The organism is Peribacillus sp. TH27 (assembly GCF_016650915.1).
Lineage (GTDB): Bacteria > Bacillota > Bacilli > Bacillales > DSM-1321 > Peribacillus > Peribacillus butanolivorans.
In genome coordinates, this window is the sequence record NZ_JAEKEV010000002.1 from 3995066 (window position 1) to 4010035 (window position 14970).

Sequence of the window (14970 nt, forward strand, 5' to 3'; positions counted from 1 at the left end):
ATTGTTGATAGACTAGTACTGCGGTGGTTATATACAATGCAATATGGTTAGAAATTCGTATCCAGATAGATCTGAAAAAGAGTGGCTTTTTTTCCGGCAGAATTCTTTGATACCTCGTTGTATATGCATTAAAATAGTTTAAAGTAGAGGAGAGGTGAAAGAAATGACCGAAAAGGTTTCAAGTATAATGTGGTTCAGTCTTGCATTACAAGCTCTACTTGTTCTTGCAGATCATGAGGGATTATGTAACAGCAGTAAGTTGGCAACAAAGCTTAACTCGGAGTCTGGTTTTCTTAGAAAAATATTAAGTAATTTAGTAAAAGCAGGGCTGATTCAAGCTAAGGAAGGTAGGGATGGTGGATATTCACTTGCCAAAGATCCTGATCAAATCATACTTGCCGATATTTACTCTGCAATAAAATCTGAACCTTTTTCAAAAGGCTTCCTTGATGTGAATGATAAAAAATGCTTTCAACCATCTTCTCGTGATGCTTTATGCGGTTTGAAAAATGAGATGGAGAGTTGGATTATACAAGGTCTTGAACAAAAGACGATTGCTGACTTACTATCAAAATCATAATGTGAAAAACGAAACTAATAGGGTTTCGTCTTTTATAAACTGTATTTGACATAAGAACAGTATCTGATATATACTGTTCCTGTAATAAACACAGTTAAATGGAGGTCATTATAAATGACAAAAAATACAATGAGTAAAGAAGAGTACCTAACTAAATCAAATGAAATAAATACATCACTTGAAAAACCAAAGGTACTTACTGATACAGACTTTATTACGATAGCGAAAGAACGAAGATCAGTTCGCCAATATGATGCAGAATACGTGATGACTGAAGAAGAAATTCATGAAATCCTGGATATTGCGATTCAAGCACCGTCTTCTTCTAATTTACAACCATGGAGATTCCTTGTAATACAAGATAAGCAAATCCAACAAGAATTGCTACCCATCGCACATAACCAACAACAAATTGTTGATGCCTCTGCTGTCATTGCAGTTTTAGCTGATATTGAAGGTTACAAAAATGCTGAACGAATTTATGGTGAATTAGTTAATAAAGGAATTATGAAGAATGAAATCAAAGAGCCATATGTAGCTTCAATTATGCATAATTATGGTAACTTTTCTGCTGAAAAAGCTTTAAGTGTAGCAATGATTGACGGTGGCTTAGTTTCCATGCAGATCATGTTAGCTGCAAAAGCAAAAGGATACGATACAGTCCCTATGGGAGGGTTCGATGAAAACAAATTTGTGGATGCATTCAATGTACCGGAAAACTTCAAACCTGTCATGTTAATCTCCATTGGAAAAGGAATGAAAGCAGGATTTGAAAAAGTACGTTTACCACTTGATACTTTAATAACTTGGAATAAATACTAAGGTTTAATAATATACGGGTTCTGGAGCAAAGATTGCATTCATTGTAATTTTTGCTTCAGAGCCCTTTTTGCGATGACCATCCAATTGGTTGCATGTTCATTATTTAATAGACTGATCAATTAAAATAAAATTTGAACGTTTGTAAATGAATTTTATTTTTCTTAGTTATTCTGGAGACTTTATTTAAAGCTGCTAACCATATTTCGTTTGATATGTGGCTGAATGGTTTTAAAAAACAGATTTGAAAATACTATAAAACTTATTGTATAAAAAGGCAGAACTAAAATATTTCAGTTCTTAGTAAAATACTTCATTTTCTCTCTCCATCTTGAAACATTCGTGAGATCGATTTAATCGCACCAAAATGCATTCCCTCATGGTATAAGCAAAAGGGTAGTAATTCTTCTACTGATGATAAAGTAAGACCTGTAGATGTTGTGTATGGTTGTTCTAACGTTGTGTTCAACCGAAATTCCAATGCTTGCTCAACCCGGTTGACTTGATTATCGAGCAATTGGATTAAGTCATAGATCGCGGGTGATTTTTGTTCTCCCCATTCACTTGGTTTAGTACCAGTAGAGAATAATTCCGTAAAGTGATTCGGCATTGTCATTTTTTCTCCAATAATATCAAAGGAGAACCTTTCTTGTACAACATATATATGTCCTAGGTTCCATTTGATATTATTATTGAATCCTACTGGAATGAAAAGTGATTTCTCTTCATTCATATTTGCCACGTACCTAATAGTGTTTTCCCGAACAAACTTTAATTGTTTGAAGATGTAGTTTTTCATACTTTTTCCTCCCCAATAATAAAAGTCAAATCCAAAACGTTGGATATTCTCGGTTGCTACGCAAATTATTGATGATTAGTGCAAAGAAAACGATCAGGATAGAGCCAATTAAAACAGGCGTAATTAAATAACTCCAACTGTATGCGCCCAGCATAACAACGAGAGGGTCTGCTCCTGCTGGTGGATGCGTCGTTTTTGTTAGCATCATCACCGCAATTGCTAAGCCTACAGCTAAGCCAATTGCCCAAGGTTCATCACCAAAAAGATGATATATAGCTAAGCCCACAAATGTTGAAACAAAATGGCCACCAATAATATTTCGTGGCTGTGATAATGGCGCGTTCCAAACACTAAATGCCAGGACACAGCTTGCACCAAATGGAGCCATTAACCACGCGGCAGATGTCATATTTGTTAAATAAACTAGAACGAAAATGGTTAAAAATCCACCAATCAAGCCTGTTACTGAGTCCTTTGCATTAACCTGTAATGGACTTCTCCCTTTTCCTTTCATTTTAGATAAATATCGTACATTAAATAGGTGTTTTTCTTCTCGGCTTGCTATTTTTGTACTGTCCAACATTCACCCTCCTTTTATTCATATTTCACTTTACATGAAATTAACTAACCCGTCAAAGTATTTTTAATGGTTAGTTAGAGTGCCTAAAAAAAAGAACCAACTCTGAAATAAGTTGGTTCTTCATTCATCATCAGACTTCCGGTGTTGAAAGCGGGCTACCTTTTTTCTGTTGCCACATATTTTCATTGAACACCATTTACGTCTTCCACTTTCATCAATAAATAAAAGTACGCAGTCCGGATTAGAGCATCTCTTGAGGGAGGAAAGTTTGTTTGTTTCAATTAACGTTAAAGCGTCAAAGGCAATTAGAGACAAAAGGACATCCTCTATCTCTCCAATAGGTGAGGGTATCAGTTTTTGATTTATTAATTTATAGATGAATGGCGCTTTTTCAATCTTATTTTCTAAAAAAGAGATAAATTCATCTGGAATTGATTGTCCATCTGCTATTAATTCAAATCGCTCTCTTAAAACAGCACGCATTTCTAGAATACATAAAAATACTTGTCCGATTCTTTCTTCTATCTTTAAGAATAACCGATCATCCCAAAATGCGTTTTCCGCTTTTATTACATGAAGCCACTCCAGCACATCTCTTTCCAAGAGCAATAAATCGTGCCGCTGTCCACGTTTTACTAGTTCTGTGTTCACTAAATCAAGAGAAAGATTTCCTGATATAAGTGGAAATTTATTTGTTTTAGTCATTACGTTTATCTCTCATTTCACCTTTTATTCTAACCATAAAAAAACTAATTAATAGGTTATATAATTATTATAACCTAATTTAACACAATAAAAGGTATGGTTTTCTTAAACTAAAGGATGTTTTTCTTAAATAATGAGGGCTGTTGCAGTGACCTTTTTTTATTGTGTTCCATTAACTAGGAATGAAAGTTTTTTTAAGGTAAAAATATCCTTTTGTGATAAAATAAGTATAATTAGAGTTTTGGGAAAATAGAAAGGGATGAATAAATGAAAAAAAAATTAGGTATTTTAACTTCAATATTTATACTATTTGTCGGATATTTTTTATTCATAAAGCCCTATAAAAATGAAACAAAGCCTATAGAAGATTTTATTCAAGTGAATCCAACAGTGAAGGTAATTACGGATGAAATGATATTAATAATGGACAATAAGCAAGATAATTTACATGATATTGATTTAAATAATGAAGAAGAAATAAGTAAATTAGCAAGAAAAGAATACGAGCAAAATAATAATGAAGAAATAATTTTTAATATGGAAGAACATTAGAAAAATGTGGAGTAGATTAGATAACAAATATTAATGTTCTATTAGATCGTTCAAAGCGAAGGTATTTCCTTTTTTTTGAAATGTTCATTTTGCAGGTATTTTTGCGGGCTTTCGGACAAGCTATCATTAGCCTTTCCACAATAGGTTAAATATAAGTCGCAGAAGTTCAACCCAAATAATAAAGGGGAGATTAATGATGGGTAAAAAAAACCGTAACCGCGTCAATGCACCGAAAAAAAATAATCATATTCCTGAAGAAGCCATTATAGCCGAACAAGAAGCACACGGTGAAGAATTTTCTCCGAAAAAACGAAAAAATGGTCCTGGTTCCAATACTGAATGATAGAGGAGAGTTTCTCTCTATCCTTTCTTACATTTTCCTACAACCGTTATGCCTTTAGGGCATAGCGGTATTTTTTGTAATGATTAAAAAGGTACCATGTGGTTAGTCTAGTAAAAGAACTAATTGAAAGTTCTCTTTCAAGGTAGTGACTTTCTTGCTATCAGAGGCTTCATTCGATATCGTAAAGAAGGAACAACGTTTGAAGGGAGAAATGAAAATGAAGGCACTTGTCTTTGATAATTTTGGTGGACCAGAAGTCCTATCTATAAGAGAAATTGAGGAACCTAAACATTCAAAATCAGAAGTAATTGTTCGAATGAAAGCAATCGGCTTGAATTTTGCTGATGTATATAGAAGAAAAGGGAATTATCACTTAGTTGGTAATCCGCCATTTATTCTAGGTTATGAAGGTGCAGGAGTCATTGAATATGTTGGAGAAGATGTTCATTGTGTGAAAGTTGGCGATCGTGTCGGGTTTGCTGATGTTCCCCATGCCAACGCTGAACTAGTTTCTGTTTCTGCTGATAAGCTGTTACCGCTTCCTGATGGCATTTCTTTTGAAACTGCCGCTTCAGTTTTACTTCAAGGATTAACTGCCCAATATTTAACTCAAGACAGTTATTCAGTTAAAGAAGGAGAGACCGTCCTTGTTCATGCTGCTGCAGGTGGAGTCGGGCAATTACTAACACAAATAATCAAGATGAAGGGTGGTCAAGTTATTGGCTTAACCTCATCAAATGACAAAGCAACTGTAGCAAAACAAGCTGGTGCGGATCATGTTTTTCTTTATGAATCAGAATGGGTGAAATCCATTAAGGATGTAACGAATGGACAAGGTGTTGATCTTGTTTATGAATCAGTTGGGAAAACTTTGCTAGACAGTTTCGAAGCAACTAAGATTAGAGGGACTGTCGTATTCTTTGGAATGGCAGGTGGGGATCCAGAGAAAATCGATCCTAGAATGTTAATGGATACTTCAAAAGCATTAATAGGAGGAGATCTTTGGAATGTATTAACTTCTCATGATGAACGGAAAAAAAGAGCAGCAGAGTTGTTTGAATGGATCATGTCTAAGAAGATCCTAATCGAAGAACCAACTCTCTTTTCCTTAGAGGACGGGGCAGACGCACATAGACTTCTAGAAAGCCGTAAAAGTACTGGGAAAATATTATTAATACCATAAAGTATTCGAGGGCTATCTTATTTATAGGTAGTCCTCGAATACTTCTTTTTAGGTTGCTTCCATTCATTCTTTATTAATTCGTAAAGGGCTCGGCGATTCATCTCCTTATTTATAATGATATTCAGAATCTTTTTCAGTTCCTTTTTACAGACCATTTCTTTAGACCCTTAGATAACTTATTTATGGGAACCCTTGCTATCACAGGGCTGGTCCCCTACTTTAAAAACAAACTGCCGACTATAACCGCTATTAACAAGGCGAACTTGCAACCTACATACTGAAAGGTAAAACCCACAGTAAGTTATTCACAATCTACAAATGGAAATCTGCAATTCACAGACTGCATTTATTATCCACAGAACCCGATGAGGGCAAAAAAAAGAGAACTGGTCAGCTCTCATGGTGATTTTATAAAAGTGATAGAACCATTAATAAAAAAGGGCAGGGGAAAACACACTGAACGAATACATTCAGTGTGAATGTTAGGAAGGTGATACAGAGAGCATGTAGAGACGCTCCTTTTGAATAGCAAAGTAGGATTGAATGGTTGCCTTTTTCTTTGTGAGGGAAGAATTTTGACTGGATGGAGGAACCGCATGATTGCCGAACTTGCGGATTAGTGTCATCAGCATGTCCAACTTATCATATGTATCGTTTCTAAGGTCCGTAATAAATTCGGATGCGGTACGTTTATTATCACTGGTCTTTTTCCTTATTCCTTCTGCTTCGCTTTCTTCTGTCACTGTCTTCACGCGGGAAATGAGCCACTCCTCGCACCAGTTGTTCAGCACATTGTGGATGAAATCGGCTTGCTTGAGCTTGACGCGAATGGGTTCGATATGTTGATCTACTTCCAGATAATTCACTTCCCGGCCTAGAGCCTTCTCGGAGATGCTTTTATGAAAGTGGTCACGGTCAAGAAGGCTTTTGATCGATTCTGCTCGGTGAGAATACTTTGCCATCTGCTCTAACGTTTCATTGTAAATAATTGTACTTAAATAAGCGGATGCCTGTTTAGGAGCCGCAAGAAGGTGTTTATTGGCAGGAAGAGCAAGACCGAGTTTTTTAAGAGAATAGGTATAGACGAACCGTGCTAGCTTCAGCAGTTCATGTTGTATATCCATAGAAATGCCTGATTTTTTCGCATCTTGAAGAAACGAACGAAAAATGTATCTGCCGACTCGTTCCAATTCCATACATACGGAATCACTGATATGTCCAAGAAAGCCCGTGTTGAAAATCGTTCTGCGTAAAAATGCTCGTTCTGCTCGATTTTCCATATACTGCTCCAGCATTCCTTCATTGAAGGTAAACACAACAGCCTCTTTTTTTGAAAAAGCCTTGCTTGCGAAAGAAATTGTCACTAAATTACCTAAAGTCTTATGGACTGTATCTATTGCATCTAATAAACGCTGCCTCGTGAAAAGTGAGCTGGAATCGGGAACGATTTCACTATAATCAAATAATACTTCTTCGGACTTCGTAACCGACATTCGAAAAGCACCCATCAGCAACAGCCGCTTTGCATGTATGGTTAAGTTTTTGAAAGCCTCACTGTAAAAGAAACGGTATTTCTTGCAATAACGGTCGGTCTTACTGTTAAAGCCAAGATTACTAGTAGGTCCAAGATTGAACTTATATAAAACATCTCCGCCTTGACCAACAGGTACGAAAACTTTTTGGAGACATCCTTGAGGTGACGTGAATTTCTTGATGATCTGCTTTAAGTATTTTTCTGTCGTACCCACGCCGCTCGCCATCATATGAAGCGGGCTCTGAATAACCCCATCCCAATCACTATGAAGCAAGGAGTACAAACACGTATCAAATTCAGTAGAAGATACATTTCTTAATAAATAGTGGTAGGTTTCTTCATAAATCATACGGTTTCGTCTCCTTTATTATCCGCCTTTTTCTATGAGGCAGGGGGCATTTTATTCTTAGTAATCCAGCAAAAATCCGTCTGGGTCTTCACACATGTCGATGTACTTTTCATAACAGATGCTGTACCATTTCGTTTTGTCCATTTTCGAATTGTTATAGTTGCAGGAGACCATAAACCCTTCCTTTTCGAGACTAAGGATTATCCGCTTGATGGTCCCTTTTGACCAAAACGGCAGCTGCGTGTGCAATTGATCATATGTAGAGTAAATCCAGTCCCTTCCGTCTCTTTCCATTCCATACGCTTCTATTGTTGAGTGAAGAAATGCCAGCATCAGCGCCTTTGGTATGCCGATTGTTTCTGCTAAATAAGGGTTGAACCCTAAGCTATAATTCTGATCTAATAACGTTTCCAATTCCATTTCTATTCCTCCTAAAAGTTCTGGATTGAACTTTCCGAGTGTCTGGGATAGATGTATCGAAAGGAACAATCTTCACTGTCTATATAAACTTTAGATATGAGAAAGTAGCATCGTAGAAAAAAAAATTTAGGAATCTTATATTTTAGGAGAAAATGCTATATCGATATATTTAGACGAGATGAAGAAGATAGTAAATTAGTTGGTCAAAAAGTGATAAAATAGTAAATAAATAGAAACATATACTATAAGGGGAGATTTTTAAAACCATGATACTTTCACTAATAGCTTTTATCTTAAAAGGGGTTTTAACGAAAATACCATTTGCAGTATTGGGACTTTCCCTAATTCCACAAAGATGGACTAACGCAATCAAGGAAAAGGATATACTCTTTTCCATTGAGCAAGTGCTGAGACTTTTACTTTCTGCTATCGTATTATTTTTTGTTATTGATATTATTTTACTAGATCTTACTGCGACTGCATTCTTTTCAAATTTTGCCGTTATTTTTGGACTTATTCTTATTTTTGATTCAAGAATGTACATGTACAGTGCAAAAGAGTCCTCAATACCCCGCCGCAATCGGAATAATGAGGGGGCGAAACATTCAACAAGAACACCTTGGAATGTACATTTCAACAGTTTGCTGGGAATCGCTTTGATCGCAGCTTGGGTTATCATGTTGTTTTATCCCCTAACATTTGCCGAGAAACTTCATGATTTAGCAAAAGTTGATAAGAAAAATAAGCTAGAAGAAGTTCAAGACATTAAAACCATGCCGCTTGTAACAGTAAAAATGGCAGACGCAAAAGGCGATGCAGCTATTAATAAAATATCAAACGCATCGTATTTCACTGAAGGCGAGTACCGTCTAACCAATATAAATGGTGAATTAACATATACTTCACCCATTGAAATGGACGGATTTTTTAAAGCTGGGAAAGCCGAATACACGCCAGGTTATAATCTAATTTCCGCCATTTCGACAGATAAAGGCGCAAGTACTGTAAAAGGAAAAATGTTGTATGCTCCATCACAGTATCTTGATTATGATTTAGAAAGAACGATTCGTAAGGAATATCCGAAAAAAATCATACATGATTCATACCTAGAACCAAACGAAGATGGAAAGCCCTTCTTTGTAGCTTCAGTAGGACATTATTTGAAATACCGCAGTGGGTCTGTTGTGGACGGAGTGGTATTAGTGAATCCGGAAACGGGCGACACAAAATACTATCCTTTAGGAAAAGAACCTAAATGGGTTGATAGAACATTTACCTTAGAAACAGCCCTGGAATATTGGACATACTGGGGGAAATATGTTCACGGGTGGAGAAATCAGTCCTTAATTGGAGCGAAGAAAGATGTTTTGATTCCTAATGAGGATAATATGCAAGTTACTTTTAACGAAAAAGGCGAATTAATATATGTAGTTGATTTTACAAGAGCAAAATCAAAAGGAAACTCCAAAACTCTAGTAGGTTACGGAGTATTCAATGCTAAAACCGGTGAGATGACATACTATAAAGGCGTTACGTCCGTTCTAACTGGAAAAGAAGCAAAATCCAACGCCAATGCGAGCGAGTTCTTGTCTAAATATCCAGGGTGGAAAGCCACTAATGGAATTTTCTATACGATATACGGTGCACCCACTTATGTAATTCCCGTTACAAAGGGCAGTAAGTTTCAAGGGGTAGCAATCGTGTATGCCAATAGCGATAATCCCCAAGTGGTTTTTGGGAAAACAAAAGATGAAGCATTCCGGAACTATAAAAAGCTAATAGCTTCATTAGGAAAAGTCAGCGGTGTTACACCTCAAAAAGGATTTGAACTGAAAGAAATCAAAGGGAAAGTAACAAGGATCAACGATGCCAATCTCTCAAATGGCTACGTGTTCTATTTAATTGTAGAAGGCAATGCCAAAAGATTCTCAGTGGATCCTGGAGTCAGTGCACTCTCTGATATTGTATTGACGAATGTAGGAGACCGGGTTGTGCTGAAAGTGATGGATATGGACGAAGAGGTTGTTCCAGTCGATCAATTCACTAATTTAGACTTACCAAAGAAATAAAAGCATGAAAAAAAAGCATTGTTATTCGCAATGCTTTTTTTCATGCCTGTTATTAGAGTTTCGAATGATTGTTCATTACAGGTCCGATAGGTTGATTGAAAGGGTGGATTCCATATAATATCCCTTTTGAACTACAGCTTTTATTGCGAAATGGCCATTTACCCGTTTTCGTACCCGGTACAGAAGTGAAGCGATTTCTTCTGCCGACACAATTTGCTGGGGGTCCCCAATTCTCTCGGGCCATACATGTCGGACAATCTCTTCCTTTGAAATAAGGTTCTCCAAATTCTCATAAAGCAACTTAAAGCAAGTAAATTCTTTTAAAGGCATTTTAATGGGAGCTTTTTCATTGATGATCACAGTCTGAAGATGCTCTTTAATAACCACGTTTTGTTGAAAAGTGATGTTCAACGGAGTGAAATCCTGTGTTAAATCGTTGTCGATGGAAATCATGAATTCAATCATTCCATTAATCAAAGTAATGGTATCCCCCGGTTCAATTAGGTAAGGCTGCCCCGGCACAAGTGGCATCTGGTTCACTGAGGTGCCATGTTTGCTCGATAAATCCTCAATAAGAAGCTTTCCTTCCTTCATATAAATCTGGCAATGTTCCCTGGAAACGAAATCATTGTAAAGCTTGAAATCAGCTTTGGAGTGTTGGCTGGCACGGCCAATCAGGAGGCTTTTTCCTTCAAAGACATAGGCGAATTCCTCAGGTTGGCCTTTGTGCATGGTTCTCAATACAACCTTAAAAGTTTTGATGCTCATTCACTTCTTATCTCCTTAAAAGTCTAAATATTTAGATTGTTTTCATAGGTTTATCATTTTCATTACATGGCTGTTTAGTGAGTTCAATCATATAATTATAAATTATCAGACGCTGACATACTAACGAAAAATGAAAAAAATACAAATTAGGTACACAAGCATTTTAAGTGAGGCATGAAGGATGAAGAAAGGACTACTATTCTTGCTGATATCCGCTTTGACCTTAGGAGGAGTGTTTTTGTGGCATTTCCTTAAAAACGATCAGACAACACTTAAGAAGTATTCGATGAATATGTAAAACGATTCTCCGAGCAGAACTATGATGAGATGCTACACCTTATTTCTGAAGAGAAACTGGAAGAATATGATTATACAAAAAAGAGTTTCTGAATGATTATCTTGCTACTGAAAAGCAATAGAAAAGGAGTTGACCAAAGGTGAGTATGTGGAGAGATAGAATAAATGCTTTTAGCATCCTGCTAGTGATTGTAAGCATGATGGTATACATTATTATTCCTCAGCCTCTTACCCTCGGCCTGTACTGCATATTTGGCATTGCCTTTATCAGCCTGACTATACTGAATTGAGTATAGCCTGGAGTGGAGAGGGGACGTGGGAGCCAAAGTAGGAAAAAGAGAGGACTATAAAAAGGTGAAGGCGGCATATCTGAAATCATGAAGCCTCCACTCGAGTTCCAAGTTTTTGTTCACTTGTTTGGGAAGATAATAGAATGTAAAAATCCATTCATGGCCTGCCGAATCATAGGTAGGTTTTTTTGTTTAGAATGAAACGTAGTGAACCGTACCATAAGTAAGTGAGGTTTATAAAAGAACCACCTAAAACGTTTGAAGTAAAGCGTTTCAGGTGGTTTTTAATTGTTGTATAAAAAGGAGAGGTTTCTTTTAATGACGAATTATTATAAGAAGATAAAATTTATTGGAGGACAACAGAGATGAATTGGATTGAATTGAAAGAGGAATCGGATATCAAGGATTTGCTAGAGCGATTAGGTTATTTTCATGATGGATGCTTGAGGGAAATCATATGTGGACAGGAACTTATGTAAATGAAGATTTTTCCATGACTGTTCCTGGAGAATTAGATACGAATATAAAAATGTTATTTCAACGTCAGTATAGCAATCCATCTGTAATTGAATTGCTTTTTGAAAGTGTAACGGGTATTCATATTATCCCGACGCCAGAAAATTATGACTCAATTATCCGAGATGCCATTATTTTAAAAAGTGACGACAATTTTTATTGGGCAGATGACTATAATTTTCAGCCTGAAAAAGGAATTGAAAATGGTGTGAGTTGGATTGCAGCAAAAAAGCTAAAGTGGAGAGAAGCAAATGATTGGATGGGAAAGCAAAATCGATATGGGGAAAATGAATAGAGAAAATTGCATTTTAGATAGTTACGGAGAACTGTACCATAAATAGGTGCAGTTTTTTCATTTACATAATATGAACGCAAATATAATTGATGAGGAAATGATTATTAATATTGGAAAATGATATAATATTTGAGATACAGCATGAGGAGGGTTTTTTTGAAGACTAGTATACGTATAATTTTATTTTATTTTGTAGTTTTTTGCATTTTAATTACTGTAAATTTTAGAGACCATGCAAACGCAGCAAGTGATGCAATCAATCTTGGATTTGAACCTTTAGATACAGTGTTAGATCCGAATGAACCTGTCGTGTACATGACGCAGAATGGTAGTAGATTGATTTATGCAGTTAACTATGAAACTGGTGTAATAAAGACGTTGCAATTGCCTTACATAGCAGAAAGATTAACTGTATATAATGACAAACTTTATGTTACACAGCTGAAGTTTAAGCATAGTATGACAAATTTCGGTCCGTATAATGGTAGTGTGGCAATTGTCGATGCAAATGATTTTTCATTTCAAGAGATGTTGCCTGTGACGATAGATCCCTATGATGTGATTGTTGATAAGGATGGCTATTTGTATGTTACATCTGGCTCGGGTCAACATTCTTATATTAAGGTCTATTCTTTAGCGGACAAAAAAGAAGTAGAGAATAATTCTCGTGCGAGCAGCTATCAAAGTTCCACAATTACTTATAATCCCACGCTTTCAAAAATATATACGATTACTTCGGCTTCATCTCCAAGAGACATTGAAGCGCACGATGTCAATCAAGGTGTGATATCGAGTATATATGACTCACCTTATCATGGAGATTTCCGACTAAATAAGGAGGCGAAAATTTCTCCTGATGACGAAAGAATATATAGTGCTTCATCGGTGTTTAGTTTAGCGAAAGAGAAAACACAAGATTTATTTAATAAATTTACATTTGATGAAGTATATAACGATTTTGAGTTTAGCCTGAAAGACAATGTCACATTTGCGGCAAGTCGCAATGGCGGTATTCATGTGTATACATATGATACGAATGAATATGTATATACGTTGAAGCGTAATATTATTGCGGATAAGCTATTGTTTAAAAATGGTTTAATAGCTATTTATACAGATGTTCAAGGGAATCATTTCTTAGAGTTTATTAAAGATTATGGCGCTGGTCAGTTTACTGTTGATCAGCAATCTTTTACTACATATGATAAAGGCGAAAAATTAATATTGAAAGATTTAACAAATCAATCAAAAAACATACCGACATATAGCGAGTTTAAGCTTTTGTTTAATCATAATATGATACTAAAAGATAAAGAAAAAATTACGCTACAAAGCCCTAATGGGGATGTCAATGTGAGGGTGGCGCTAAATAAGGATCAATTAACGATTACTCCAGAATATTTACTAGATCATACAACATATACGTTAACGATTGGTAAAGATGCATTGGCTGATTATTCAGGGAAATCACTTACGACAAATCATACGATTCAATTTACAACAGCTGTAGCACCAGTAGCGGAGTTATCGATGGCAATGAATAGCAATAAAACACCATTAGCGTATACGTTCACAGCAAATGCATTTGGCGGTCGTGAGCCATTGTATCAATTCGAAGTGTATGAAGGAAACTCAAAGCAAGGACGGGTGCTTCAAAAATTTAGTTCATCGTCAAATCTTATATGGCGCCCAAGCCATCAAGGAACATATACGATGAAAGTACTTGCGAAAAGTAAAGAATCCACTGCGGTAGCAGATAAAGAATATAGCATGGAAGTAACGGTAGTAGATGAAGAGCTACCAACTGCGACATTAATACCCAGCACGAAATCACTAACGAATGGGAATATTGATATTACAATTCACGCGAATGATAATTTAGGTATTCGCTCAATTACACTGCCACATAACGATATTGTCTATAAAGACAAAGCGGTGTATACGGTTAGTGGCAACGGAACCTATACATTCGAGATTGAAGACGTGTTAGGTAATGTTATTAAAAAGTCAATCAAAATTAGCAATATCGATAAAGTCAAACCAACAATCACATTATCCACGAATACAACTGAACCTACGAAAAAAGATGTAACGATTGTAGCGAAAACAGCAGATAACATGCGCATCAAAAACATCCAATTACCTGACGGCACGATTTTAAATGGCGCAAGTACCATCTTTGTCGTGAGTAAATCAGGTGAATATAAATTCACAGTAGAAGATACAGCTGGTAATTTGGCAACAAAATCAATTACTATCAATAATATTTTTAAAGGCAAACCAGCGACACCAACAGTGAGTACCATTTGGGATTCGCATACAGTAATTAAAGGAAAAGCGACACCGAATACGACAGTTTATGTGAAAAAGGGCCAAACAATCATCAACTCGGCGAAGGCTTCTATTAAAGGAAACTACAGTATCAAAATTTCAAAACAAAAAGCGGGTATAAAAATTGCGGTATACGCAAAAGATCCATTAAACAATATAAGTAAAACAAAGACTGTTACAGTCATCGATAAAACTGCACCAACGACGCCAAAGATAAATAAAGTTACAGCGAATACAAAAATACTGACAGGTAAAGCAGAAAAAGGCGCAACAGTCTATATTTATAATGGCAACAAGTATGTGAAAAAAGGTACTGTTGATACAAAGGGCAATATTCGCATCACAATTGCGAAGCAAAAGAAAGGTGCTACTTTAACAGTATTCGCAAAGGATAAATCTGGAAACAAGAGTAAAGTATGTTTAGTTAAAGTAAATTAATTATGAGTGCTTCCAAAACCTCATTTAGACACAATACGGAGAACCGTATCACATGTGATGGTAAACAAAAAAGTAGAAATTATAATCAACTAAGATATTCTT

The 14970-nt window shown here is 36.1% G+C and carries 14 protein-coding genes; 8 read left to right on the plus strand and 6 right to left on the minus strand.

Features of this window, described 5'->3' with window-relative positions:
- Positions 1 to 163: 163 nt before the first annotated feature.
- Positions 164 to 580, plus strand: a complete 417-nt coding sequence (locus JFU24_RS20685; RefSeq protein WP_098176049.1) for an RrF2 family transcriptional regulator — start codon at positions 164 to 166, stop codon at positions 578 to 580.
- Between the two features lie 114 nt (positions 581 to 694).
- On the plus strand, positions 695 to 1402 hold the full coding sequence (locus JFU24_RS20690) for a nitroreductase family protein (RefSeq protein ID WP_201222988.1): 708 nt from the start codon (positions 695 to 697) through the stop codon (positions 1400 to 1402).
- Between the two features lie 310 nt (positions 1403 to 1712).
- Here the strand turns inward: JFU24_RS20690 and JFU24_RS20695 are convergent, their stop codons facing one another.
- The 3 genes from JFU24_RS20695 to JFU24_RS20705 form a co-directional block, all read right to left on the minus strand.
- Complete coding sequence (locus JFU24_RS20695) at positions 1713 to 2198, minus strand: DinB family protein (RefSeq protein ID WP_201222990.1); 486 nt, start codon at positions 2196 to 2198, stop codon at positions 1713 to 1715.
- A gap of 25 nt (positions 2199 to 2223) precedes the next feature.
- A complete protein-coding gene (locus tag JFU24_RS20700) occupies positions 2224 to 2778 on the minus strand; it encodes an HPP family protein (protein ID WP_446728140.1) in 555 nt (184 codons plus the stop codon).
- A 120-nt stretch (positions 2779 to 2898) separates the two neighbouring features.
- On the minus strand, positions 2899 to 3483 hold the full coding sequence (locus JFU24_RS20705) for a CGNR zinc finger domain-containing protein (RefSeq protein WP_201222994.1): 585 nt from the start codon (positions 3481 to 3483) through the stop codon (positions 2899 to 2901).
- Positions 3484 to 3750: 267 nt separating this feature from the next.
- Here JFU24_RS20705 and JFU24_RS20710 point away from each other — a divergent pair, with 267 nt between their 5' ends.
- The 3 genes from JFU24_RS20710 to JFU24_RS20720 all read left to right on the plus strand — a co-directional run bounded on the left by JFU24_RS20710 (position 3751) and on the right by JFU24_RS20720 (position 5561).
- The gene (locus JFU24_RS20710; protein ID WP_201222996.1) at positions 3751 to 4035 is read left to right on the plus strand and encodes a hypothetical protein; all 285 of its coding nucleotides are present in this window, start codon (positions 3751 to 3753) and stop codon (positions 4033 to 4035) included.
- A 196-nt stretch (positions 4036 to 4231) separates the two neighbouring features.
- Entirely contained in the window at positions 4232 to 4378 is a 147-nt protein-coding gene (locus tag JFU24_RS20715) for a hypothetical protein (RefSeq protein ID WP_162878680.1), read from the plus strand.
- A gap of 217 nt (positions 4379 to 4595) precedes the next feature.
- Entirely contained in the window at positions 4596 to 5561 is a 966-nt protein-coding gene (locus JFU24_RS20720) for a quinone oxidoreductase family protein (RefSeq protein WP_053348176.1), read from the plus strand.
- Positions 5562 to 6043: 482 nt separating this feature from the next.
- Here JFU24_RS20720 and JFU24_RS20725 read toward each other — a convergent pair whose 3' ends face one another.
- Complete coding sequence (locus JFU24_RS20725; protein WP_201222997.1) at positions 6044 to 7444, minus strand: hypothetical protein; 1401 nt, start codon at positions 7442 to 7444, stop codon at positions 6044 to 6046.
- 57 nt (positions 7445 to 7501) lie between these two features.
- A complete protein-coding gene (locus JFU24_RS20730; protein ID WP_201186741.1) occupies positions 7502 to 7864 on the minus strand; it encodes a hypothetical protein in 363 nt (120 codons plus the stop codon).
- Positions 7865 to 8130: 266 nt separating this feature from the next.
- Between JFU24_RS20730 and JFU24_RS20735 the strand changes: the two genes are divergently transcribed.
- Positions 8131 to 9933, plus strand: coding sequence for a hypothetical protein (locus tag JFU24_RS20735; RefSeq protein ID WP_201186740.1), 1803 nt, complete (start codon positions 8131 to 8133; stop codon positions 9931 to 9933).
- 75 nt (positions 9934 to 10008) lie between these two features.
- Here JFU24_RS20735 and JFU24_RS20740 read toward each other — a convergent pair whose 3' ends face one another.
- Positions 10009 to 10701, minus strand: a complete 693-nt coding sequence (locus JFU24_RS20740) for an FHA domain-containing protein (RefSeq protein WP_201250377.1) — start codon at positions 10699 to 10701, stop codon at positions 10009 to 10011.
- Positions 10702 to 11745: 1044 nt separating this feature from the next.
- Between JFU24_RS20740 and JFU24_RS20745 the strand changes: the two genes are divergently transcribed.
- Entirely contained in the window at positions 11746 to 12099 is a 354-nt protein-coding gene (locus JFU24_RS20745; RefSeq protein ID WP_242485375.1) for a hypothetical protein, read from the plus strand.
- A gap of 156 nt (positions 12100 to 12255) precedes the next feature.
- A complete protein-coding gene (locus JFU24_RS20750; protein ID WP_201250378.1) occupies positions 12256 to 14868 on the plus strand; it encodes an Ig-like domain-containing protein in 2613 nt (870 codons plus the stop codon).
- Positions 14869 to 14970 lie beyond the last annotated feature (102 nt).